Annotated in this window: 26 protein-coding genes; 11 read left to right on the forward strand and 15 right to left on the reverse strand. The window is 59.0% G+C overall.

Annotated elements, in window-relative coordinates; genetic code table 11:
• From BO74_RS17965 to BO74_RS17975, 3 genes are all read right to left on the reverse strand, one after another.
• On the reverse strand, nucleotides 1–248 hold a 248-nt coding region (locus BO74_RS17965), incomplete at its 3' end, for a TRAP transporter large permease subunit (protein WP_496444268.1).
• Nucleotides 249–305: 57 nt separating this feature from the next.
• Nucleotides 306–797 (reverse strand): TRAP transporter small permease, encoded by a 492-nt coding sequence (locus BO74_RS17970; RefSeq protein ID WP_496444269.1) that lies wholly within the window; start codon nucleotides 795–797, stop codon nucleotides 306–308.
• 161 nt (nucleotides 798–958) lie between these two features.
• Nucleotides 959–1,930, reverse strand: coding sequence for a TRAP transporter substrate-binding protein (locus tag BO74_RS17975; protein ID WP_496444270.1), 972 nt, complete (start codon nucleotides 1,928–1,930; stop codon nucleotides 959–961).
• Nucleotides 1,931–2,165: 235 nt separating this feature from the next.
• Between BO74_RS17975 and BO74_RS17980 the strand changes: the two genes are divergently transcribed.
• Nucleotides 2,166–2,930: a FadR/GntR family transcriptional regulator gene (locus tag BO74_RS17980; RefSeq protein ID WP_496444271.1), complete on the forward strand. Its 765-nt coding sequence runs from the start codon at nucleotides 2,166–2,168 to the stop codon at nucleotides 2,928–2,930.
• A gap of 96 nt (nucleotides 2,931–3,026) precedes the next feature.
• On the opposite strand, the gene rpmG is transcribed toward BO74_RS17980, so the two are convergent.
• The 3 genes from rpmG to radC form a co-directional block, all read right to left on the reverse strand.
• Complete coding sequence (gene rpmG / locus BO74_RS17985) at nucleotides 3,027–3,182, reverse strand: 50S ribosomal protein L33 (RefSeq protein ID WP_305073498.1); 156 nt, start codon at nucleotides 3,180–3,182, stop codon at nucleotides 3,027–3,029.
• A 14-nt stretch (nucleotides 3,183–3,196) separates the two neighbouring features.
• Entirely contained in the window at nucleotides 3,197–3,430 is a 234-nt protein-coding gene (gene rpmB / locus BO74_RS17990) for a 50S ribosomal protein L28 (RefSeq protein ID WP_496444273.1), read from the reverse strand.
• Nucleotides 3,431–3,518: 88 nt separating this feature from the next.
• Nucleotides 3,519–4,196: a RadC family protein gene (gene radC / locus BO74_RS17995; protein WP_496444275.1), complete on the reverse strand. Its 678-nt coding sequence runs from the start codon at nucleotides 4,194–4,196 to the stop codon at nucleotides 3,519–3,521.
• Between the two features lie 50 nt (nucleotides 4,197–4,246).
• On the opposite strand from radC, the gene coaBC reads away from it, so the two are divergent.
• Together coaBC and dut are read left to right on the forward strand one after the other, a co-directional pair.
• Nucleotides 4,247–5,449 carry a bifunctional phosphopantothenoylcysteine decarboxylase/phosphopantothenate--cysteine ligase CoaBC gene (coaBC, locus tag BO74_RS18000; RefSeq protein WP_496444277.1) on the forward strand — a complete coding sequence of 401 codons (1,203 nt, stop codon included), beginning with the start codon at nucleotides 4,247–4,249 and terminating at the stop codon, nucleotides 5,447–5,449.
• Nucleotides 5,436–5,885: a dUTP diphosphatase gene (gene dut, locus BO74_RS18005; RefSeq protein ID WP_496444280.1), complete on the forward strand. Its 450-nt coding sequence runs from the start codon at nucleotides 5,436–5,438 to the stop codon at nucleotides 5,883–5,885. The genes coaBC and dut overlap by 14 nt, the downstream gene beginning before the upstream one ends.
• 3 nt (nucleotides 5,886–5,888) lie before the next feature.
• On the opposite strand, the gene pabB is transcribed toward dut, so the two are convergent.
• Genes pabB through BO74_RS18025 form a run of 4 tightly spaced genes read right to left on the reverse strand, consistent with a single transcriptional unit; the run spans nucleotide 5,889 to nucleotide 9,827 of the window.
• Nucleotides 5,889–7,685, reverse strand: coding sequence for an aminodeoxychorismate synthase component I (gene pabB, locus BO74_RS18010; RefSeq protein ID WP_496444282.1), 1,797 nt, complete (start codon nucleotides 7,683–7,685; stop codon nucleotides 5,889–5,891).
• 24 nt (nucleotides 7,686–7,709) lie between these two features.
• Nucleotides 7,710–7,937 (reverse strand): sulfurtransferase TusA family protein, encoded by a 228-nt coding sequence (locus BO74_RS18015; RefSeq protein WP_496444283.1) that lies wholly within the window; start codon nucleotides 7,935–7,937, stop codon nucleotides 7,710–7,712.
• A gap of 32 nt (nucleotides 7,938–7,969) precedes the next feature.
• Nucleotides 7,970–9,631 (reverse strand): M48 family metalloprotease, encoded by a 1,662-nt coding sequence (locus tag BO74_RS18020; RefSeq protein WP_496444285.1) that lies wholly within the window; start codon nucleotides 9,629–9,631, stop codon nucleotides 7,970–7,972.
• Nucleotides 9,624–9,827 (reverse strand): cold-shock protein, encoded by a 204-nt coding sequence (locus tag BO74_RS18025; protein ID WP_496444287.1) that lies wholly within the window; start codon nucleotides 9,825–9,827, stop codon nucleotides 9,624–9,626. The genes BO74_RS18020 and BO74_RS18025 overlap by 8 nt, the downstream gene beginning before the upstream one ends.
• A 233-nt stretch (nucleotides 9,828–10,060) precedes the next feature.
• Here BO74_RS18025 and clpS point away from each other — a divergent pair, with 233 nt between their 5' ends.
• Genes clpS through BO74_RS18040 form a run of 3 tightly spaced genes read left to right on the forward strand, consistent with a single transcriptional unit; the run spans nucleotide 10,061 to nucleotide 13,709 of the window.
• Nucleotides 10,061–10,372 (forward strand): ATP-dependent Clp protease adapter ClpS, encoded by a 312-nt coding sequence (gene clpS / locus BO74_RS18030; protein ID WP_496444289.1) that lies wholly within the window; start codon nucleotides 10,061–10,063, stop codon nucleotides 10,370–10,372.
• Complete coding sequence (clpA, locus tag BO74_RS18035) at nucleotides 10,373–12,634, forward strand: ATP-dependent Clp protease ATP-binding subunit ClpA (protein WP_496444291.1); 2,262 nt, start codon at nucleotides 10,373–10,375, stop codon at nucleotides 12,632–12,634. It abuts the gene before it with no gap.
• Complete coding sequence (locus tag BO74_RS18040; RefSeq protein ID WP_496444293.1) at nucleotides 12,582–13,709, forward strand: threonine aldolase family protein; 1,128 nt, start codon at nucleotides 12,582–12,584, stop codon at nucleotides 13,707–13,709. Before clpA ends, BO74_RS18040 begins: the two co-directional genes overlap by 53 nt.
• Before the next feature lie 14 nt (nucleotides 13,710–13,723).
• Here BO74_RS18040 and BO74_RS18045 read toward each other — a convergent pair whose 3' ends face one another.
• The 4 genes from BO74_RS18045 to BO74_RS18060 all read right to left on the reverse strand — a co-directional run bounded on the left by BO74_RS18045 (nucleotide 13,724) and on the right by BO74_RS18060 (nucleotide 16,162).
• Nucleotides 13,724–14,647 carry a CobD/CbiB family protein gene (locus BO74_RS18045; RefSeq protein ID WP_496444295.1) on the reverse strand — a complete coding sequence of 308 codons (924 nt, stop codon included), beginning with the start codon at nucleotides 14,645–14,647 and terminating at the stop codon, nucleotides 13,724–13,726.
• A gap of 60 nt (nucleotides 14,648–14,707) precedes the next feature.
• The gene (locus BO74_RS18050; protein ID WP_496444297.1) at nucleotides 14,708–15,262 is read right to left on the reverse strand and encodes a CoA pyrophosphatase; all 555 of its coding nucleotides are present in this window, start codon (nucleotides 15,260–15,262) and stop codon (nucleotides 14,708–14,710) included.
• A gap of 61 nt (nucleotides 15,263–15,323) precedes the next feature.
• Nucleotides 15,324–15,587 (reverse strand): hypothetical protein, encoded by a 264-nt coding sequence (locus tag BO74_RS18055; RefSeq protein WP_496444299.1) that lies wholly within the window; start codon nucleotides 15,585–15,587, stop codon nucleotides 15,324–15,326.
• Nucleotides 15,588–15,604: 17 nt separating this feature from the next.
• Entirely contained in the window at nucleotides 15,605–16,162 is a 558-nt protein-coding gene (locus BO74_RS18060; RefSeq protein ID WP_496444300.1) for a retropepsin-like aspartic protease family protein, read from the reverse strand.
• Nucleotides 16,163–16,301: 139 nt separating this feature from the next.
• Between BO74_RS18060 and BO74_RS18065 the strand changes: the two genes are divergently transcribed.
• A complete protein-coding gene (locus tag BO74_RS18065; protein ID WP_496444302.1) occupies nucleotides 16,302–17,030 on the forward strand; it encodes a type 1 glutamine amidotransferase in 729 nt (242 codons plus the stop codon).
• 85 nt (nucleotides 17,031–17,115) lie between these two features.
• Here BO74_RS18065 and ssb read toward each other — a convergent pair whose 3' ends face one another.
• On the reverse strand, nucleotides 17,116–17,589 hold the full coding sequence (gene ssb, locus BO74_RS18070; protein ID WP_496444304.1) for a single-stranded DNA-binding protein: 474 nt from the start codon (nucleotides 17,587–17,589) through the stop codon (nucleotides 17,116–17,118).
• Between the two features lie 498 nt (nucleotides 17,590–18,087).
• Between ssb and BO74_RS18075 the strand changes: the two genes are divergently transcribed.
• The 4 genes from BO74_RS18075 to BO74_RS18090 all read left to right on the forward strand — a co-directional run.
• Nucleotides 18,088–18,996 (forward strand): tyrosine-type recombinase/integrase, encoded by a 909-nt coding sequence (locus BO74_RS18075; protein ID WP_496444306.1) that lies wholly within the window; start codon nucleotides 18,088–18,090, stop codon nucleotides 18,994–18,996.
• Nucleotides 18,980–20,521 carry a site-specific integrase gene (locus tag BO74_RS18080; RefSeq protein WP_496444308.1) on the forward strand — a complete coding sequence of 514 codons (1,542 nt, stop codon included), beginning with the start codon at nucleotides 18,980–18,982 and terminating at the stop codon, nucleotides 20,519–20,521. Before BO74_RS18075 ends, BO74_RS18080 begins: the two co-directional genes overlap by 17 nt.
• A complete protein-coding gene (locus BO74_RS18085; protein ID WP_496444310.1) occupies nucleotides 20,514–21,407 on the forward strand; it encodes a hypothetical protein in 894 nt (297 codons plus the stop codon). The genes BO74_RS18080 and BO74_RS18085 overlap by 8 nt, the downstream gene beginning before the upstream one ends.
• Nucleotides 21,408–21,461: 54 nt before the next feature.
• Nucleotides 21,462–21,720 (forward strand): transposase (locus BO74_RS18090; protein WP_496444312.1); only part of this gene is annotated, 259 nt, incomplete at its 3' end.

Raw genomic sequence — 21,720 nt, forward strand, 5'->3', positions numbered from 1 at the left:
GATTTGGCGAAGTTGACGAGGCGGTTGGAGATGCCGCCGACTTCCATCAGGTTGCCGGCAAGGATGAAGAAGGGAATGGCGCCCAGGGCGAACTTGTCGATCGCGGAGAAGATTTCCTTGGGCACGATCAGCATGGGAATGTTGGTGAAGAGATGAATCCCCGTCACGCTGGCGAAGCCGATCGAGATGGCGATCGGGACGCTGAACGCGAAGAAGATGATCATCGAGACGAACATGGCGGCGGTCATGGGAGTTCCTTGTGCTTACGGTGGTAACAACGGACGCGTGTTGTTTTTGTCGTCGGCTTATTGTTGGGTTTCGAGGTCGGCGTGGCGCGGGTCGAGGAAGTTGGCGATGGCGGCGATGATGGCGAAGAAGGCGCCGACCGGGAGGGCGGCGTAGCCGACGCTCATGGGCAGGAATTCCATGCCGCCGATTTCCTGGAAGCGGGTGCGCCAGGCGATGTCGATGCCGTACCAGACGAGGACGCCCAGGAAGAGTACGGAGACGACGGTGATCAGGAGGTGCAACGGGCGACGGAAGCGGCCGCTGAGGCGGTACATGAGGTCGACGCAGACTTGGGCGCCTTCGCGGAAGGCGACGACGACGCCGAACATGACCATCCAGATGATGACGAGACGGATGGCAATTTCGCTCCAGGTGGACGGCGTGCCGAAGATGAAGCGGATGAGGACCTGGTACATGCCGAGCGCGGAGGCGAGTCCGAGCAGGAGGCAGGCCAGGACGACGATGACGGCGGTGAGCCGCCGTTCGATGGCGAGGAAGCAGGTTTTCATGGGTGAGCTCCGGCCGGGGCCGTCCCTCTTCAGGGGCAGCCCGGCTGTTTCTGCGTTGGGAGACTTGTTGTTTTGCCTTCCGTCGTCAAATCACCCGTGACGGTGTCGGGTCACGGGTGATTTTTGTCAACGGAAGGGGTGGTGCGGATCCGGTACGTCGCTTATTTGACGTCCATGATCTTCTTGATGTTGGCTTCGCCGAATTCCTTGTTGTAGCTGGTGTAGGCGGAGGCCACAGCCTTCTGGAAGGCGGCGTTGTCGACCTTGGTGATGACTTCGGTGCCGGCCTTGGTCATGACTTCGATGCCCTTGGCTTCGTCGTCGTTGACCTTCTTGCGGTTGGCGGCCAGGGCGATCTTGGCGGCTTCCTGGAAGGCGGCCTTGTCGGCGTCGCTGATCTTGTCCCACAGGCCCTTGTTGATGATGAGCAGCGCCGGGGAGTAGACGTGCGAGTCGAGGGTGACGTATTTCTGCACGGTGTAGAGCTTGTTGGCGAGAATCACCGGGATGGGGTTTTCCTGGCCGTCCACCGTACCGGTCTGCAGAGCGGTGAACACTTCGTTCATGTTCATCGGGGTCGGCAGCGCGCCCATGGCCTTGAAGGCTTCCATGTGCACCTTGTTTTCCATGGTGCGGATCTTCAGGCCCTTGACGTCGTCCGGGGTCTTGACCGGCCGCTTGCTGTTGGTGATGTGCCGGAAGCCATTCTCCATCCAGCTGATGGCGACCAGGCCCTTGGCCGGGAATTTGGTGAGGATGTCTTGGCCGATCTGTCCGTCAAGCACTTTGCGGGCGTGCTCGTAGTCACGGAACAGGTAGGGAATGTCCACGATCCGGGTCTCGGGAACGAAGTTGCCGACCGGACCGGTGGAGGTGATGATCATGTCTTGCGTGCCGAGTTGGACGGCTTCGAGCATTTCGCGCTCGCCTCCCAATGCCCCCGACGGGAAGTATTGCAGTTTGTAGCGCCCGTCGGTGCGCTTGGCAATCTCGTCGCCAAACGTGGTCACGCCCACCCCGTAGTGCGAGTCAATGGTGTTCGTCCAGCCAATCTTGAACACCGTCTGCGCCTGCGCCGATACCACCAAACCAAAGCCCACCAGCAGCCCTGCCACTATCTTCGTTGCTTTCATCTGTCTTCCCTCTCTAAAAATGCCAGCCCAGCTCTTCAGACAACATCGCCTAAATCACTAAAACCAGCGATGAACAACTGCCTTGATCGTTTCTATTATCTACGCCCCGTCTTTGAGCGGAGCACTCCTTAAAAAAGTTGTCATACAAGATTACATATGATAACTTTCAATTAGTAAAACATAGAAACGGATCAATTACAACATCCGTAAATAAAAAACTGACGGGGTCAGAACAATGGCATCCACACCTGAATTCAAGGTCGAACGGATCACAGCGACCGGTACGCTCACCGATCGCGTCTTCAATGCATTGACGCAATTGATCAATGGGGAAGATTTCCCGCCGGGCGCGCGTTTGCCGTCAGAACTGAAGATGGCCAGCCGATTCGGCGTCAGTCGAACGGTTATCCGCGAGGCCGTTTCACGCCTGAAATCAGAAGGACTGGTCGAATCGCGCCAGGGCAGCGGTGTTTTCGTCCGCGACCGCAACATGCACGCACCGTTCCGCATCAACCCGAGCATCATGGATTCGATCCAGTCGGTGCTGCAGGTCGTCGAACTGAGAATGTCGCTGGAAGGCGAGATCGCCGCCCTGGCGGCCAAACGTCGCACACGGGAGCAGATGGCGGCAATCAAACGAACTCTGAAACAGATCGAGCTCGACGAAGAATCGGGAAAGAACGGTGTCGATGCCGACATCGTTTTCCATCGGAGCATCGCCGAGGCGACGGGCAATCCGCACTTTCTCGCCCTGATTGAGTTCCTCTTCAACTTCCTGACCAAGGCAACGCTGATCACCCGCAGTTACGAAGCAACCCGGGCCGCCTTGTCGCTACAGGTCAAGGAGGAACATCAACGCATCGTCGACGCCATTTCCCGCCAGGATGCCGACGCCGCCCGCGCTGCCGCACGCGAACACATGGAAGGCGCCTCGCGCCGCCTCGGCTCGGTCGACCTCAAGCTTTTCATGGCGAAAAACGGTTACGAGAGGGCCGACTGAAAACCGGGTGATTCAGCAAAAACCGGGGTTCCGGGAATATCGGACAAAAAAAAGCCTCGCTGCTCGGCGAGGCTTTTTTTAACCCGAAGGGGGCTTTTATTTAAGCTTGGTTTCCTTATAAGCCACATGCTTGCGGGCGACCGGATCGTATTTTTTGATTTCCAGTTTCTCCGGCGTCGTCTTCTTGTTCTTCGTCGTCGTATAGAAGTGACCCGTTCCAGCGGTCGATTCGAGCTTGATCTTTTCACGCATGGCTAGGCTCCTTGTTAGATCTCGCCACGTGCGCGCAGGTCGGCGAGCACGACGTCGATGCCGTTCTTGTCGATAACGCGCAGACCGGCATTGGATACACGCAGGCGTACCCAGCGGTTTTCGCTTTCGACCCAGATACGACGGTACTGCAGGTTCGGGAGGAAGCGGCGCTTCGTTTTGTTATTGGCGTGGGAAACGTTGTTCCCAACCATCGGGGCTTTACCCGTCACTTGGCAGACACGTGCCATGATCGTTACTCCAGTTGGTCTCGGGGAGAAAGGCGGGGATTTTATCCCGAACCCCGCGGCAAGTTCAAGACTTTTTTGAATTCGGATGTTATATGAGACCGCGTTCGGCAAACGACAACGGCGGTGATTGACCGGCCACGACGAAGTGATCAAGCACGCGAACGTCGACCAGCGCCAGCGACTGTTTGAGGCTGCGCGTAAGCGTTTCATCGGCGGACGAGGGCTCGGCCACGCCGGAAGGATGGTTGTGCGCAAATACAACAGCCGCCGCGTTTTGTGCCAGCGCCCGCTTGACGACTTCCCGAGGATAGACGCTGGTTTGCGCCAACGTCCCGCGAAACAGTTCTTCCGCGGCCAGCAGGCGATGCTGCGAATCGAGCCAAAGCGCGAAGAACACTTCGTGCAGGAGCCCGGAGAGATGCAGCTGCAGATAGTCGCGTACCGCCGAAGGACTCGAGAACGCATTGCGCTCCCTCATCGGTTCAGCAAGCGCCCGCCGCGCCATTTCCAGCACTGCCTGCAACTGGGCGTACTTCGCCGAGCCCATGCCGGGAATGGACGAGAAAGCCGATTGGCTCGCCGCAAACAGTCCATTGAGACTGCCGAAGTGACTGATCAACTGGCGCGCCAGATCGACCGCGCTCTTTCCCTTCACGCCGACACGGAGAAAAATGGCCAGCAACTCGGCGTCAGAGAGGCTGGCCGCACCGCGGGCGAGCAGCCGTTCCCGCGGACGCTCGTCCTCCGGCCAATCGGTAATTGCCATGAAATGATCTCGGTTAGAATGACCGACCGGCATTCTATCGGGAAATCCATATGGAATTAAAAGGAAAGCGGATCGCGCTCGGGATCACCGGCGGGATTGCCGCTTACAAGGCCGCAGAACTGGTACGTCTGCTGGTCAAACAGGGCGCTTCGGTGCAAGTGGCCATGACCGACGCTGCGACGCATTTCGTGACGCCGACAACGTTTCAGGCACTATCGGGAAATCGCGTCTTCACCGACCAGTGGGACTCCAGCGTCGCCAACAGCATGGCGCACATCAGTTTTTCACGCGAGGCCGACATGCTGCTGATTGCCCCGGCGTCGGCGGATTTTCTCGCCAAGGTCGCCAACGGCATCGCCGACAACCTGCTGACGACGCTGACTCTGGCACGCGATTGCCCGCTACTGGTCGCGCCGGCAATGAACCGGCAGATGTGGACCAACCCGGCGACGCAGCGCAACATAGCCACGCTGCTCGGCGACGACGTCGCCGTTCTCGGCCCGGCCTGCGGCGAGCAGGCCTGCGGCGAGATCGGCGACGGGCGCATGCTCGAACCGGAGGAGATACTCGCGGAAGTGATCGCACATTTCCAGCCGAAGCTGCTCAAGAGCAAGACCGTCCTGATAACGGCCGGCCCGACCTTTGAAGCCATCGACCCGGTACGCGGCATCACCAATCTCTCCAGCGGCAAGATGGGCTTTGCCATAGCGCGCGCGGCCCGGGAGGCTGGCGCCGACGTCACGCTGGTCTGCGGCCCGGTGTCGCAGCCGACGCCCCGCGGTGTCACCCGCATCGACGTCACCAGCGCGCTGGAAATGCATGCGGCAGTCCTGCAGCGCGCTGCAACCCGGGACGTGTTCATCGGCGTCGCGGCAGTCGCCGATTACCGCCCGACACACGTTGCCGGACAGAAAACGAAAAAGGATGGTGCCCCGCCCCCGATGATCGAACTCGTGCAGAACCCGGACATCCTGGCCGACGTCGCTGCCCTGCCCCAACCGCCGCTGTGCGTCGGCTTCGCTGCCGAGACGCAGAACCTTACCGAATACGCCGAGAAAAAACGTCGCGCCAAGAAGATCCCGCTGATCGTCGGCAACCTGATCCAGGACGGCTTCGGCGGCGACGACAACACCCTGATCCTGTTCGACGACGGCGGCCAGCAACCGCTGACGCCCGCCCCCAAACTCGAACTCGCGCGCCAACTGATCGCGCGCATCGCTTTCCTGCTGGAGAATCCGAATGCACCGCATTGACGTCCGCATCCTCGACCCCCGCCTCAAGGACACGCCACCGCACTACGCCACGCCCGGCTCGGCCGGCCTCGACCTGCGCGCCTGCGTCGAGGCCCCCGTCAAGATCCTCCCCGGCGAAACCCTGCTGATCCCGACCGGCATGGCGATTCACCTCGAAGACCCCGGTCTGGCTGCGATGATCCTGCCGCGCTCGGGCCTCGGCCACAAACACGGCATCGTGCTCGGCAACCTGGTCGGCCTGATCGATTCGGATTACCAGGGCGAGATCATGGTGTCGACGTGGAACCGCGGCCAGGAGAGCTTTACCCTCAACCCGCTTGACCGCCTCGCGCAACTGGTCGTCGTACCGGTGCTTCAGGTCGCCTTCAACGTCGTTGACGAGTTCGACACGAGCACGCGTGGCGCCGGCGGGTTTGGCAGCACAGGCAAAAGCTGAACCTCAGGGCATCACGGTGACGCGAACCAGTCCGCGCAGGGCATTGCCAAGATAGACGGACGCATCACCCAGCAGATCCTCGCGCGCCAACACGTGCTCCATGGCGCGCCCCGATTCGAGCAAGTGACGCCGCAGCACGCCCGGCAACAGGCCACAACGCAGGGGTGGCGTCAGCAGCACTCCGTCACGCTCGACAAAAACGTTGCTGCGGGCACCCTCGCAGACCTCTCCGCGCAGATTGAGGAAGATCGCGTCGAACGCGCCGTGAATCCCTTCCAGCGATTTCAGCGCCCGGTCGTAGCGGCTGCGCGCGCTCGTCTTGTGGCGCAAAAGGTACTCGGCAGGATCCAGCAGTTCGGACGCAATAACCGCCTGCTTCGGAGACGGATCCTCCGCGAGCGCCGCTGAAGTCAGTTGCCACGTTCCGGCATGAGCCAGCGTCAGACGCACCCGATGCAGGCCAGCACCATTCTCGGCGGCCCGTCGCTGCAAGGCAGCGCGAATCTCGGACAGGGGGCAGGCAAAACCCAGAGCACCCGCCGAGGACGATAGCCGCTGCAGGTGCAACGCCAGGAACGGATAGCCCCCCTGCTCCAGGCGAAGCGTCTCGATCAGCTCGAACCCAGGATCGAGCCCGGTCAGAAAGCGTGCTTTCAGCAGGCACTCGGCGTATTCACGCTCCGGTTGCGCATCGATGACAATGCCGCCGCCGATGCCGAGTTGCCCTTGGCCATCCGAGCCGAGTTCCGGCGTGCGGATTGCCACGTTGAAGCGGCAATCGCCGCCCGGCGCCAGCCAGCCGATCGATCCCGTATAGATGCCGCGCGGCGAACCTTCCAGTTCGGCGATGCGCTGCATGGCCCGAATCTTCGGCGCCCCCGTGATCGAACCGCACGGAAACAGCGCTGCGAAAAGATCGCGCAAGCGGACATCGGGCAACTCCGCCGACACGGTCGACACCGATTGCCAGAGGGTCGGGTAGGCCTCGACCTCGCACAGCGCGTCGACGCGCACCCTGCCCGCTTCCGCCAGTCGGCCCAGATCGTTGCGCAGCAGGTCGACGATCATGATGTTCTCGGCACGCTCCTTGGCCGACGCCAGAAGAGCACGCCGATTTTCCACATCCTCGCCCGGAGTCGAACCACGCGGCGCCGTCCCCTTCATCGGCCGGGTCACTACCTGCCGACCGTGCCGCTCGAAAAAAAGCTCCGGCGAGAAAGAAAGCAACGGATCGCCAGGGATCGAGAGGAATGCGCCATGCCGAACCGGCTGACGTTGGCGCAACGCCGCATAGAGTGCGAGCGGGTGTCCGAAATACCGGAATCGCAACGGAAAGGTCAGATTGATCTGGTAACAATCCCCTTCGGCGATCCAGCGCAGAACCTGCTCGACCTTTGCCACGTAAGCATCGAGATCAAGCGCAGGACGAATCTCCGCGATGCCGGTTACACGTTCCTCGTCGGGCAATCGGGACAGGCGTTCGCCAAGAAACGCAGCAACACCCGCAGCGTCCAGGCATTCCGACTGGCCGAACACCCAGCCGCGCAGAAGAGGTCGTTTTCCAGGAGCACGGCGAACTGCCGGCTCGAACAACGCGCCGAGTTCGTAGTCCGCCGCCAACGCCAGCCACTCGCCCTGACTGGCCGCGGACTCGACGGCCGCGAATGTCGCATCGAGTGTGGCGCCATCCCCGTTTCCGCAGAACGAGAAGGAACGACGATAACCGGTCAGGAGCCGTGCCGCCCCGTGATCATCGTCGAAAAGCGCAAAGCAGTCCTGCGGATTTTCCTCCGGAGACATCAATCAACCAGGAGAGGCAGAGGGCTATTTACGCCGGAACATGAACTCGAATACCGCATCAACCTCAGCGACATTCAGCAACTCATTGCCCGTCTGTTTGGCAAACGCCCGAAAATCCTGGACCGCGTGCGCATCGGTAGCGACGACACGCAGCACCTGGCCCGACATCATTTCGGACAGTGCTTTCTTTGTACGCAAAATGGGCAGCGGGCAATTCAGCCCCTTGACATCCAATTCCCGATCAACCTGCATGACGAACTCCCGCTGAAACGAAGCCCGTTATTCTAACTTCCGTTGCGCTTCTTCTTTTCTTCTTCCATGTGCTGTTTGCGCAGTTCGCGCAGCCGCGCGTCCACCGCGGACAACTCGTAGAAATTTCCGTCTTTTGCCTTCTGGGCGAACTCGAGCTGCTCGATCGCCGGCCCCAGTTGCCCTTGTAAATAATAAAACTCCGCCTGTGCCCGATGCTGTAGCAGCTGCTTCCCTGTGGCAGCGTAATTCTTCGCCTGCAAGCCATACAGCTTGTAATCCGAGGCATCGCGTTGCAACTGAAACGCCAAGAACTCCTGCGCCGTCTGAAAATCGCGTGCGGAGTAAAGCGATCCTGCATAGCCGTACGCCAGCGATTTGGCTTGCGGGAAACGTTGCAAAGCGGCGCGATATACCGCGTGCGCCCCGGCATGACCTCCCGACGCGCCCCGAATCTCCGCTACAAGACCGGCCACAATCGCAGAGGAATCAACCAATGCGGAGAGATTCTCGCTCGCGCGCTTTGCCCCTTCCACATCACGTGCGCGCAACAAGGCCAGGCTCAACCCGTACTGGACTGCTGCTTGCGATACGTATTTTTTCTCTCGCAGCAGCTTCTCGAACTCGCGGACCGCGTCACGCGGAGAGCCGTCCTGGGCCCGCAGCCTGGCGCGAATCAGGTGAAAGTCCAGTCTACTGACTACCTGGCGGTAAGGCGACTCGGCTGCCCGGTTCTGCATGTCAGACAGCCGCTCGACCGTCAGGGGGTGGGAACGCAGGTAAACCGGTGCGTTGTTGTCGTACAGCCGGGTCACCTTCTGCAGACGGTCGAAAAACTCCCCCATGCCGCGCACGTCGAAGCCCGCTTTCTCCAGCGTCTGATAGCCCATGCGATCGGCTTCCCGTTCGAAATCACGGGTATACGCCAACTGCGACTGGATCATGCCCGCCTGGACGGAGGCAACGGCACCGGCCGCTACCGAGGTATTGGAACGTGCGGCGAGAACCCCGAGCGCCATGGCCACCAGGGCTGGAATCGTATTTTGTTTTTCCTTGGCAATCTGGCGCGCCAGATGGTGCTGGGTGACGTGGGCAATTTCGTGGGCGATCACCCCCGCCAGTTCCGATTCGCTTTGCGCGGTCAGCATCGTCCCGGTGTTGATGCCGATGTACCCGCCGAACATGGCGAAGGCGTTGACCGTATTGTCCCGAATCGCGAAGAACTGGAATTCTCCCGTGGGATTGTCGCTCGCCTCGACCAGGCGTCGCCCCAGATTCGCCAAATAATCGTTGATTTCCGGATCATCGATATAGCTCGGCTCGCGCTGGCGAATCTGGTTCATGATGCTCTCGCCGATCTTTCGCTCAAGCTGCGGCGACAACTCGGCACGCGCCGATTCCCCGAGGTCGGGCAAATCGTTGAAGCTTGTCTGCGCAAAGGAACTCGTTACCGCCGAGGCGCCAAGGAGAATAGCGATCAGCGAACAGGCAATTCGTTTAATCCGTTTAATCCGTCTGGAGATACGTGACTGTGACATGGTGCGCCGGGACGACAGAAAGGGTCGAACAAGTCGCTCATGATAGCGAACGTCTGCAGCGCCCGGTGTTTCGGTTTGTTTCAAGAACGCGAGAAACAGACGGCCAAAAAAAACCCGCCTGACGGCGGGTTTTTTCAGCGTGAAAGAATAATCAAGCACGCCCGATGTTTGAAGCCTGTTTACCCTTTGGACCCTGAGTTACATCGAAACTGACCTTCTCGCCCTCTTTGAGGGTCTTGAATCCGCTCATGGTTATCGCCGAAAAATGCGCGAACAGATCTTCACTGCCATCATCCGGAGTAATGAAACCGAAACCCTTGGCGTCGTTGAACCACTTAACAGTACCAGTTGCCATATTGCCACTTCCTTAAAATAGACTAGATCCGGGCCAAGCCCGACTTGCATGTTTGGCGCTCAACGTTGTGCTGAACCAAAACATGCGTTCTTTGTACGCCAACTTTCGAGGAAGCGTCAACCATTTTGACTTTCATTTGCGGAAAACCGTGTGGTTTCTACGCAAAAAGCCGTTTAGCTCGCCGGTCTTCGTATGCGGTTTTCGTGCCGGGAAAGAGCCGTTAGAATGAGCTCATGACAAAACGGCAACATCAAGACAACACGATTCTGGAAGCGCAGCGCAACAAACTCGCGCCACCACCGCTTTACACCGTGTTACTGCTCAACGACGACTTCACTCCGATGGATTTTGTCGTCCATGTGCTGCAAAGGTTTTTTTCCATGAATCGAGAACAAGCGATGCAAATCATGCTCAAAGTTCATACGGAAGGACGAGGCATCTGCGGAGTGTATCCGCGCGACGTCGCCGCAACGAAAGTCGAGCAGGTGTTGAGCTTTGCACGCGAAAACCAGCATCCGCTGGCGTGCATCATGGAGGAGAGTTGAATGATCGCGCAGGAACTTGAAGTCAGTTTGCACATGGCGTTTGTCGAGGCCCGTCAGAAGCGCCACGAGTTCATCACGGTTGAACACCTTCTGCTCGCCCTTCTCGACAATCCGTCGGCGGCCGAAACACTGCGCGCCTGTGGCGGAAACATCGAACAGTTGCGCAATGATCTCACCCGCTTCATCGACGAACACACCCCGTCGATCGGAGGCAAGGACGACATCGACACGCAGCCGACCCTCGGATTCCAGAGGGTGATCCAGCGCGCCATCCTGCACGTCCAGTCCTCCGGAAAAAAAGAGGTCAATGGCGCCAACGTGCTGGTCGCCATCTTCGGCGAGAAGGATTCCCACGCCGTCTACTACCTGCAGAAGCAGGGGATCGCTCGCCTGGATGTCGTCAACTTCATTTCCCACGGCATCAGCAAGGTTCAACCGCAACCCGCGCGACCCGAACCGGACGCAGAGGTTGAGGGCGAACAGACTGCCGCCCCCGGTTCCCTGGAAAGCTACACGACCAACCTCAACGCACTGGCGCTGCAGGGAAGAATCGACCCGTTGATCGGCAGGAACAACGAACTGGAACGCGTCATCCAGACCCTCTGCCGCCGGCGCAAGAACAACCCGCTGCTCGTCGGCGAAGCCGGGGTAGGCAAGACCGCAATCGCGGAAGGTCTCGCACGTCGCATCGTCGAGAACGACGTACCCGAGGTCCTGGCCAGCGCCAAGGTCTACGCGCTGGACATGGGGGCGCTGCTCGCCGGAACGAAGTACCGGGGCGACTTCGAGCAACGGCTCAAGGGGGTAATCAAGCAATTGAGCGAGAACCCGAACGCCATCCTGTTCATCGACGAAATCCACACGTTGATCGGTGCCGGCTCGGCCTCGGGCGGCACCCTTGATGCTTCGAATCTCCTGAAGCCGGCGTTGTCCAATGGTCAGTTGAAGTGTATCGGGGCGACGACCTACAACGAGTTCCGGACGATCTTCGAGAAGGATCACGCGCTGTCACGTCGTTTCCAGAAGATCGACATCAACGAACCGTCGGTCAGTGACACCATCGAAATCCTGAAAGGACTGAAGTCGCGTTTCGAGTCGCATCACGGCATCAAGTACTCGGCCGCGGCATTGACCTCGGCGGTCGACCTCTCGGTGCGCTTCATCACCGACCGCCACCTCCCGGACAAAGCCATCGACGTCATCGACGAGGCGGGTGCCGCGCAACGCATCCTGCCGAAGTCGAGGCAGAAGAAAATCATCGGCAAGCAGGACATCGAGGAGATCATTGCCAAGATCGCACGTGTTCCATCGACGCAAGTATCCACTGACGACCGCAACGCGCTGAAAAATCTCGACCGCGATCTGAAAGCCGTGGTTTTCGGACAGGATCCAGCAATCGATGCGCTGGCGAAATCGATCAAGATGGCCCGCTCGGGTCTCGGCACGCCGGGCAAGCCGATCGGCTGCTTCCTGTTCTCCGGTCCTACCGGGGTCGGCAAGACCGAGGTCGCCAAGCAACTGGCCTATTGCATGGGCGTGGAATTGTTGCGTTTCGACATGTCCGAATACCTCGAACGCCATGCGGTGTCGCGGTTGATCGGCGCACCGCCGGGCTATGTAGGCTTTGACCAGGGCGGTCAGTTGACTGAAGCGGTGACCAAGAAGCCCTACTGTGTCCTGCTGCTCGACGAGATCGAGAAAGCACACCCGGACATCTACAACATCCTCCTGCAGGTGATGGATCACGGCACGCTGACCGACAACAACGGACGCAAGGCCGATTTCCGCAACGTGGTCATCATCATGACGACCAATGCCGGGCAGGAGGCCATCCAGAAGTCGACGATGGGCTTCACCGGCAAGCGGCAGGCTGGCGACGAAATGGGCGAGATAAAGCGTCTGTTCACGCCGGAATTCCGCAACCGGCTCGACGCGACCATTTCCTTCAAGGCGCTCGATCATGAGGTCATCCTCCGCGTTGTCGACAAGTTCCTGATGCAACTCGAAGAGCAGCTCCACGAGAAGAAGGTCGAAGCCATCTTCACCGAACGCCTGAAGGAGCACCTCGCCGAGAAAGGCTTTGATCCCCTGATGGGCGCCCGCCCGATGGCCCGGCTGATTCAGGACACGATCCGTGCAGCACTTGCCGACGAGCTGCTTTTCGGCAAACTGGCGAGTGGCGGTCGGATCACGGTCGATCTCGACGAGAATGAAAAAGTCCGCCTCGTCTTTGCCGAGGAGGAGGCCGAAACTGTCGCCTGAAGCCGGCGTCGGCCACCCCCGCTCGTCGCGTCCGACAGACAACAAGCTGCTGTTCGCCAGCGACAACTACGCGGGGGTCTGTCCGGAGGCGCTTGCCGCATTGGTCGAGGCCAATTCGGCACACGCGCCTGCGTACGGCAATGATGAATGGACCCGCCGCGTCTCCGACCGTCTGCGCGACCTGTTCGCCTGCGACTGCGACGTGTATTTCGTGTTCAACGGCACGGCGGCCAACTCGCTGGCGCTGGCCTCACTGTGCCAGAGCTATCATAGCGTCGTCTGCCATGATCTGGCGCACGTCGAAACCGACGAATGCGGCGGCCCGGAGTTCTTCTCGAACGGCTCCAAGCTCCTGCCGGCCAGCGGCGAAAACGGAAAACTGACGCCCGCCGCGCTGCTCGAGGTCATCACCCGCAGGAGCGACATCCATTACCCGAAGCCGCGTGTCGTGACGCTCACCCAGGCCACCGAGGTCGGCACGGTCTACCGGCAGGACGAAATCGCCGCAATCGCGGAACTGGCCCACCACCATGGCCTGCGGGTGCACATGGATGGCGCCCGCTTCGCCAATGCACTGGTTTCGCTTGGCACCACCCCCGCGGATATCAGCTGGCGCGCGGGCGTTGACGTCCTGTGCTTCGGCGGCACGAAAATGGGGCTACCGGTTGGCGAGGCGGTCGTTTTCTTTGACCGCTCACTCTCGGAAGACTTTGCCTGGCGTTGCAAGCAGGCGGGCCAGTTGGCGTCGAAAATGCGCTTCCTTTCGGCGCCATGGCTCGGCGTGCTTGACAACGACGCCTGGAAGAAACACGCGGCACACGCCAACGAGATGGCGCAACGCCTCGGGAAAGGGCTACAGGACATTCCTGGCGCACAACTGCTTTTCCCGGTAGAGGCCAACGGAGTATTCGTCTCCCTGCCTCAAGCTGTTCTGGACGGCCTGTGTTCGCGCGGCTGGCGCTTTTATACCTTCATCGGCGCGGGTGGCGCCCGTTTCATGTGCTCCTGGGACACCCCGCCCGAAAGAGTCGAAGCCCTCCTGAAAGACCTGCGGGAGCTCTCAGCGGAACGCTGAACGTCACGAACAGTTCAGGACGCCATCAAGCCGGCAAGCTGCAAAAGAAGCAATAGCAGCAGCCATAACAGCAGAGCCCGCCAGACCAGACCGACGGCGCTTTGCATCAGGGCAAGACTGGCCTCCCCTCCGTCATTTCCGCCGCCGTTCTCAACGGCCTGAAGAGCCTGCAAGCCCAACGCACCGAACCCGGCGGCAAGGACGACGGTCTTGCCTTGCCCGGCGCTTGGGTCATCCGCCCGCCCCCCCGACGCCTGCGCTCGCCAACAGTACACGGCATCCTCGAAATTGCCCACGACGGCGAACACCGCCGCAGTCAGTCTGGCAGGCAACCAGTCAATGATTGCGAAAGCCTGCCGGGCGAAACTTCCGAAATCGCCGGTGCCGGACGCCGCGCTTTTGCCCCAGCGATCGGCAAAAAAGGCGGCCGCACGGTACAACACCGCCCCACACGGCCCGGGCAGCAACACGAAGCAGAGCAATACACCGAACACATGCGCGTGGGAAGCCGCCAGCGCGCACCAGATCGATTCGCATGCGACCCCGGCGACTGGCGGATCGTCGGGGCGAGCGCCACGCCACTCGGCCAGCACCTCGCGCGCATGCGGCAAGTCGCCGAGTCGCAAGGCCAACTGGATATCCGTGTAGAAGTGGCTGAACTGCCGGAAGCCCATCGTCAAATAGAGGATCAGTGTACTCCAGACCCAGGCCAACATCGGGCTGAACGTGCGAAGCAGGGCAAACACGATGCCCGCAATCAGCACCAGCCCCCCGACGCCGAGCAGCCAGGCCACGACGCCATGGCTACGCTCCCCCGCATTGAAGCGGGCATCGAGCCACGCCGCCCAACGTTCAAGCGGCACTCCAACCATGACCGCATAGGGTAACGGCCGGAGTTGTTCGATCAGCAGCACGGCAATTATCGAAAAAAGCGCCATGACATCCCCGAAAAAACAGCGCGCATCCAAGGCCGGACGCCCGTATCCCTCACACTACACTCAGGGCGCCAGCGCCCGCGCAAGACTGACGATGATTCCCGCCGTCGCCCCCCAGATAAAGTGCCGTCCATACGGCATCGCGAAAAAGTAACGCGTTTTCCCCTCAACCTCTCTCGATCGGCGCTGGTGATTCGCCGGATTCATCAAAAAGGCTAGCGGGACCTCGAACACCTCGGCAACTTCCGAAGGATCGGGGCGAAGCGAGAAAGGCGGGGTCAGGAAAGCAACCACCGGCGTGATCCGGTAGCCCGTGACCGTCAGGTACTCCGGCAACGTACCGAGCACTTCGACATGCGCGGAGGCCAGCCCGATTTCTTCTTCCGCCTCGCGCAACGCGGTATGCGCGGGAGAAAGATCGTCAGACTCGGCCTGCCCGCCCGGGAAGCTGATCTGCCCGGCATGATCGCGCAAATGCTCCGTGCGTTGCGTCAGAAGAACGGTCGGACAGTTGTCGCGCAACACGATCGGGAAAAGAACCGCCGCGGCGACCGGGCTTTCGACCGGAACACCGGGCTCGTCGCCGTGCCCGGCATGCTCTGGCAGAGCGGCAAGCACACGGCGCAAGCGCTCCAGGTCAACCGGATATAAGAGATCGGGCGAAACACTCCCGTCAAGGTCAGTTTCCTTTGGCAGCTTCTTCTTCCTCAATCTCGGCGTTGATCGACCCCAAGGCGTCCTGCAGGGTTTCTTCCGGCAGCATGTTGATCAGGGTTGCGACCTGGTCCGCTGATTCAACAGCCCCTACCGGAAGACGATTGCTGTCGAGACAGGCAATCAGCGCGGCGCTGGCGCCAACCACGCGCAGCAGGCTCTGCCGCTCTCCCATAAAGATTTCAAGTTCGCGGCGCAACATGGCTATTTCCTGATCGCGATGCGGCATCTATCCCCCTCTTTTCTCTAGTAGCGTTTAATCAGTGTCATGGTATCCCCGTTACGCTGCATTTCCATGCGATTCAGGAAACTCATTCCCAACAGCGTCACAGGCAGGTCGTGCTGGTGAACCAGCGCGTCCACGTTATTTAGTTCAATCTCTCCCACGCGCACGGAATTGAGCTTGACGCGTGAAACGACGGTCTGCCCGTTCGCCGTATTGGCGACTCCGGGAACCCCCTTGGCGGGGTCAACACCAATCCGCCTTGCGTCACCGGCGCCAAGCGAAATCATCGACGCGCCGGTATCGACGAGAAAACGGACCGTGGAGCCGTTGATGTTTCCCGTCGAATAAAAATGACCGCGCGCATCGGCCGTCAGCACGACGCGTGCCGGTCCGCTTTCCGAGGGACGCGACACCACATTCTGCCCGACGCGCAACTGGCGTCGCTTGCCGTTGACCTCCAGCGTTGCCGTGTCGCCACTGATCGACAGCACTTTGACCCCCTCATCCGTCGTAGCACCGACCGCCACGATTTTTGGCTGCCCGCCGTTGATGGTCAGCAGCGCCTTGCCGGGAAACATGCCGGCCAGTCCCACATCCGTCGCCAAGGCGGCCGAACTCCACGTACCAGCCACCACACATAGCGATAGGCACAGCGTGCGTCGCGTAAAATCAGGACGGGCCGAGCCCCTTGGATAGTCAAACAGGAAACATCGACTCATGAAACCCATCGCCATATTTCGCCACACCCGTACAGAAGGTCCGGGCTATTTTGCCACATTCCTCGACCGGCACTCGATTCCCTGGCAACTGATCTGCGTTGACAGCGGCGCCCCCATTCCCGGCTCGACGGAACCCTTTTCAGGCATCTGCCTGATGGGCGGAACCATCAGCGTCAACGATCCGTTGCCATGGATCGAAGAAAGTTGCCAATTGATCCGCGAAGCCGTCGCAAGGAACATCCCGATCATCGGACACTGCCTCGGCGGCCAGCTGATGAGCAAGGCGCTCGGCGGCCAGGTCATCAGGAACCCGGTCAAGGAGATCGGCTGGAGTATCGCTGAAGCCGATTTGCAGAGCGAGGAGGCGCGACGGTGGTTAGGCGATGCCCTTGATGAATCTGACGAGGCAACGATATTCCAGTGGCACGGCGAAACGTTCAGCATCCCCCAAGGGGCGACACGCCTTCTGGGCAACGGTTACTGCGCGAACCAGATGTTCGCTCTTGGCCCGCACCTGGGCATGCAATGCCACGTGGAGATGACGCCGGAGATGATCGCCAGCTGGAACGACCATTGGGAAGATGAAGCGAACGGACTGGAGCCCCTGCCGCCGTCGGTGCAAACGCCGGAGCAGATACAGGCCGAGACCGGCGAGCGCCTGCCGATCTTGCGCCGGTTGGCCGACCAGCTCTATTCGGTCTGGATCGAGGGCCTTGCCAGAGACTGACATCGGAACATCGTCGCGCCGGCCACACGCAAAAATGCCCGGAATCCACTGAGGATTCCGGGCATTTTTTTACAGCACCTACCGATCAGAACGGAATATCGTCGTCCATGTCATCGAAACTCGGTGCCTTCTTGGCCGGGGCCGGGCGATTACCGCCCCCCGACGGTGCCGACGAGGGCATGCTGCCGCCGTACTCCACTTCGCCACCAGACGATGAGGCGCTCTGGCGGCCGCCGAGCATCTGCATTTCGTTGGCTTCGATTTCGGTCGTATAGCGCTCCTGGCCTTCCTTGTCCTGCCACTTGCGCGTGCGGATGCGGCCCTCGATATAGACCGGCGAGCCCTTCCGCAGGTACTGCCCGGCGATCTCGGCCAGTTTGCGGTAGAAGACGACGCGATGCCATTCGGTAATCTCGCGTTTTTCGCCGGACGCCTTGTCCTTCCAGGACTCGGTCGTCGCCAGGCGGATATTGGCCACGGCATCGCCGTTCGGCATGTAGCGGGTTTCCGGGTCGGCACCGAGGTTGCCGACGAGAATGACTTTATTGACCGAGGCCATTACGTCCACCTTTCTACAAATGTCTATAAATTAAGAATTCGTTTTATATAACAAATAATTACAATCATTGACGTTTTTTCGTAATCGCTTAGAATTATTTTTATTGAGTACTTCTATTTTCGTCAACAAGTGCACTCATTTTTTATCAAGATTATTCGCGCTAGCAATGGTGAAAGACTGCCCGTGTTGGTGCGCAGGGACAGCGGTCTTCCTGTGTTTGATGCGGTTCTCTGGGTGGTATCGTCACTCAGAGCCAAAGGTCATGCCAGCGCAACGATTACGCAGGCACTGAGGTCGATTATTGTACTTTACCTCGTTCTCGAGCGGGAGGGAATTGACTTGAACGAGCGATTGGGAACTGGGGGCTTTCTCAATCCGAGCGAAATAGAAGCCATCAGCAGAGCATGCAAGCAACCCCTCGCCTCGTGCCAGAATTCTTTCAACTTGGATGAAGGTGACACACCGCAACGTAGAGTCGTATCCCTCGAAGGGGTGCGGATGCAAATGACGACGAGCAGGAGCCCATCATCCGAAGTTGGTCCAAGTACGACAGCAATCAGACTTGGTTACATTCGTGAATTCCTGATGTGGCGCATTAACACCGAGATTCTGCGAGCCACACCAAAGGCACGACCGAACTTGGCTGCTTTGCGCGATCTAACTGAACAGGAACTTAAGAACAAAGCACCGGCGGTAACGGGGCGAAGCACCTTGCATCTTCGCACTGGCCTGGACGGCGAGGCCACTCGTGTTCTTCTAGACGTAATAAAGCCGAATCACCCGCAAAATCCTTGGTCGAACACATTCTCCAAAAAGCGTAATGAACTCATTGTTCGGGGCTTTTTGGAGTTAGGGGTCCGGCGCAGTGAATTTCTCGGGGTACGCATTCGAGACATCGGCACGCGGGGGGATGAAATTTCCATTCTGAGACGGCCCGATGATAAGGACGATCCACGGCTGAACGAACCCAATACCAAGACGCGAGATCGTATCCTCCCCATATCAGCTGGCCTCTTCCAAATTATTAAGCAATACTTATTGCTACGTCGTGACCAGGCAGGTCGGTCAAATGACTTTCTCCTAATAGCAAACGGAACCGGAAAGCCGCTCTCAAAGAGCGAAATCAATCGACTCTTTATCCCTCTGCGAGACGTTTCGCCGCTATTAAAAGATGTGGGGCCGCATGTCCTTCGCCACACGTTCTTCGAAAACCTATGCGAAGACCTCGACAAAAACGGAATGACTGATTACGAAATGATTGACTTTCTGGTACATCTGGGTGGGTGGACTGAATCGTCTTCCTCTCCCAAGCGATACACGAGACGCTATGTCCAGAGGAAAGCAAATGCAGCATGTCGCTCCATGCAAGAAAGCCTAAAAATTGAGCACAATGAACAACCCCGTTGAGAAGTTCATTGCGGGCCGTGCTGCCAAATTGCCACAGAAGGCGCGCACGCGCAGTGGAATCCAGTACTCTCCGCAAGAAACGTTGTGGTGCTTCCGGGATGGCGTGACCCAGCTATCTCTTTCGTTCGACCTGATCCCAATCGCCTGCACACCGCTAATACATGGGATCAAGTTCACCCTAATTTGGTATCTTGAGCACAGAGCATCATCAACGGTATCGCAATATTTTTCGGGACTAGTTGCGTTTCTAAGGGCTGTGGCACGCGAGCGGACCGAGCCGATAAGTCAGATCACACCGACTGACGTCCTCGCGTACAAGATGCTTTCGTATGAGTCCCAATTTGCACTGGCCGCGATCCGACCATTTCTCAAACAATGGGCCGCGCTAGGTGCCCCAGGCGTTGGTCAAGATGTTGCCAACCTTCTGGGGCAGTTGAAACTAAAGCAGAGCCCCGTTGGAGTCGCCGTTGCGACACTCGATCCCGAGAAGGGGCCATTTACCGACCTGGAATTTGAAGCAATCCAAATGGCGGTCAATGACGCCTATGCTCGTAGAAAAATGGACACCGAGACATTCGTGCTGTCCTATTTGTTCATGGCCATCGGAGCGCGCCCCGTTCAGTTTGCTGCGATGAAGTGCTGCGACCTAATTGCGCCAGAGAAAGGATCGGATGGCGATTACGTTCTCAACGTGCCGCGTGCAAAACAGGGCGATCAATTGGTGCGGGGTGAGTTCACGCCCAGACTAATTGCAACTCAAGTGGGGAAGGCCCTTCAGGGCCATGTTCAGGAAGTGCGGGCGCGATTCAAGGGCACAATGGATGCCGATCAATTCCCGATGTTTCCTCAATCACGCGAGACAGAATACTCGAATGCCCCCGGATTCGAGTTTCACCGCACCTCTGGCGCGCTGTCAATGAACTTAATCCGCGCGTTCCAAAGGCTTCACGTTCCCACCGAGCGCCTCGATGGCCGCGCCATTCCGGTTACACCAGTTCGCTTTCGACGCACGTTCGCAACTCGGGCAGCTGAGGAAGGGCTCCCTTTGTTGGTCATCGCCGAGTTAATGGATCACGCAGACACCCGCCATGTCAGAGTATATGCTGGCCTAACGACACGCATCCGGGCGCAGTTCAGTCGCAAGATTGCAGTGCAGATGGCGCCTATAGTCGAAATGCTCACTGGACGGGTGATTCAGAACGAGGCGGCTGCAACTCGCCCTGACGCAAGTAGCCGCGTTATTGACCTGCGCGTTGATCAAAGTGGTGCCGGCATGGGGAGTTGCGGCACTCATGCTCGCTGCCTGTTTGATAAGCCCGTGTCCTGCTATGGCTGCCACAGCTTCGAACCATGGCTCGATGGACCGCATGAAGCAATGTTCGACTACATGATTAACCGTCGTAACTACCTCATGAAAACCGCCGACGCAAGGATTGCGTCAATCAATGATCGCGCCATCGTCGGATGCGCACAAGTCATTCTGCGAGTTCGGGCGATTAGAAACGAGCAAAAATTAGATGGGTGAAATTGTCCCCTTTGTCCCACGTGCTACGCACGATGCGTTGACGAATTTGCGCGAATTCGTTGAGCATGTCAGAACTACGCTGCGGCCGTTTGGTCGTGCTGACAATAAATTCGAGGCAAGCGCTTGGCGTGTCTTCGGTCTCACTTCAAAGAACAACAAATTGCAATACCTCTACTTCACCCAACTCGGTATGGAGATTCGAGGAAGCAAAGGCAAGCCCGCCACGGTCGTCTCCGAATCATTGTTAAGGCAGCCATTTCTAGGATTCGCCAAGGCGCTTATAGCGTATATGCACGCTATGCGGCAAACCACAGCCATTGGAGAGCGGCTACAAGCACTCCGCTACTTCGAAGCCGCCCTGTATGAAGTGACGGGCGTTGCCGATCCGTCCGCAACGACCCCGCTAGTACTGAACCGCGCGTGCCAGCTTATGGAAGAAAGCACTGCTCACCGGACGGCCCATTCACGAGGCAACCAGCTGGAGCTTATGTATGGCTTCATCGGTGATTTAGGCATCGTCACCACGAGAACTGCGTGGAGAAACCCCGTGCCCGCTCCACAGCACGTGCGGAATCGCGTAGGCAAGGAGTTTGATGATGCACGTCGCAGAAAATTACCGGCTCCAGCTGCCATGGAAGCTATGGCCGAAATCTTTACATCCTCAACCACGGACCCATTGGAGATCGCGACTTCATCTTTATTCGCGCTAATGCTTTGCTCGCCTGACCGCGCAGAGGAGGCACTTAACGTTCCGGTCGATTGCCTGATACCTGATTGGAATGACCCGAATACAGGAGAACTCGGAACCGGTTTGCGCTGGTTTCCTGCGAAGGGCGGCGCCCCGACGGTCAAGACGATTATTCCATCAATGCGAACAATGAGGTAGGCTGAAAAAAGTGGAGTCCAACGTTTCGTAAAATGTGAGGAACGGAGGACAAGGATGGAACGACTACCGAAAGGGATCTACACGCTGGAATTTCGGGCGGAAGCGGTGAAGCTGGTGGAAGCGGAAGGGCTGTCGGTGGATGCGGCAGCGAAGCGCTTGTCGGTGCCAAAGAGCAGTCTTGGCAATTGGGTGCGGGCGTCGCGTACAGGCAACCTGGCGAAGGTTGGGCAAGGCCAGAGGGTGCCGACGGAAACGGAAATTGAACTGGCGCGACTGCGCAAGGAATTGGCGGAAGTGAAACTGGAGCGTGATC

The organism is Propionivibrio pelophilus DSM 12018 (assembly GCF_059569095.1).

Excerpts from the sequence above, each read along its gene's own strand:
- ssb (WP_496444304.1), bottom strand. The coding sequence starts at position 17,589 with ATGGCCTCGGTCAATAAAGTCATTCTCGTCGGCAACCTCGGTGCCGAC.
- BO74_RS18060 (WP_496444300.1), bottom strand. The coding sequence starts at position 16,162 with ATGTTTCCCGGCAAGGCGCTGCTGACCATCAACGGCGGGCAGCCAAAA.
- BO74_RS18075 (WP_496444306.1), top strand. The coding sequence starts at position 18,088 with ATGCAAATGACGACGAGCAGGAGCCCATCATCCGAAGTTGGTCCAAGT.
- pabB (WP_496444282.1), bottom strand. The coding sequence starts at position 7,685 with ATGTCTCCGGAGGAAAATCCGCAGGACTGCTTTGCGCTTTTCGACGAT.
- BO74_RS18015 (WP_496444283.1), bottom strand. The coding sequence starts at position 7,937 with ATGCAGGTTGATCGGGAATTGGATGTCAAGGGGCTGAATTGCCCGCTG.
- BO74_RS17980 (WP_496444271.1), top strand. The coding sequence starts at position 2,166 with ATGGCATCCACACCTGAATTCAAGGTCGAACGGATCACAGCGACCGGT.
- BO74_RS18025 (WP_496444287.1), bottom strand. The coding sequence starts at position 9,827 with ATGGCAACTGGTACTGTTAAGTGGTTCAACGACGCCAAGGGTTTCGGT.
- BO74_RS17975 (WP_496444270.1), bottom strand. The coding sequence starts at position 1,930 with ATGAAAGCAACGAAGATAGTGGCAGGGCTGCTGGTGGGCTTTGGTTTG.
- BO74_RS18080 (WP_496444308.1), top strand. The coding sequence starts at position 18,980 with ATGAACAACCCCGTTGAGAAGTTCATTGCGGGCCGTGCTGCCAAATTG.
- radC (WP_496444275.1), bottom strand. The coding sequence starts at position 4,196 with ATGGCAATTACCGATTGGCCGGAGGACGAGCGTCCGCGGGAACGGCTG.
- rpmG (WP_305073498.1), bottom strand. The coding sequence starts at position 3,182 with ATGCGTGAAAAGATCAAGCTCGAATCGACCGCTGGAACGGGTCACTTC.
- BO74_RS18065 (WP_496444302.1), top strand. The coding sequence starts at position 16,302 with ATGAAACCCATCGCCATATTTCGCCACACCCGTACAGAAGGTCCGGGC.
- BO74_RS17970 (WP_496444269.1), bottom strand. The coding sequence starts at position 797 with ATGAAAACCTGCTTCCTCGCCATCGAACGGCGGCTCACCGCCGTCATC.
- rpmB (WP_496444273.1), bottom strand. The coding sequence starts at position 3,430 with ATGGCACGTGTCTGCCAAGTGACGGGTAAAGCCCCGATGGTTGGGAAC.
- BO74_RS18045 (WP_496444295.1), bottom strand. The coding sequence starts at position 14,647 with ATGGCGCTTTTTTCGATAATTGCCGTGCTGCTGATCGAACAACTCCGG.
- BO74_RS18055 (WP_496444299.1), bottom strand. The coding sequence starts at position 15,587 with ATGCCGCATCGCGATCAGGAAATAGCCATGTTGCGCCGCGAACTTGAA.
- clpA (WP_496444291.1), top strand. The coding sequence starts at position 10,373 with ATGATCGCGCAGGAACTTGAAGTCAGTTTGCACATGGCGTTTGTCGAG.
- BO74_RS18085 (WP_496444310.1), top strand. The coding sequence starts at position 20,514 with ATGGGTGAAATTGTCCCCTTTGTCCCACGTGCTACGCACGATGCGTTG.
- dut (WP_496444280.1), top strand. The coding sequence starts at position 5,436 with ATGCACCGCATTGACGTCCGCATCCTCGACCCCCGCCTCAAGGACACG.
- BO74_RS18040 (WP_496444293.1), top strand. The coding sequence starts at position 12,582 with ATGAAAAAGTCCGCCTCGTCTTTGCCGAGGAGGAGGCCGAAACTGTCG.
- clpS (WP_496444289.1), top strand. The coding sequence starts at position 10,061 with ATGACAAAACGGCAACATCAAGACAACACGATTCTGGAAGCGCAGCGC.
- coaBC (WP_496444277.1), top strand. The coding sequence starts at position 4,247 with ATGGAATTAAAAGGAAAGCGGATCGCGCTCGGGATCACCGGCGGGATT.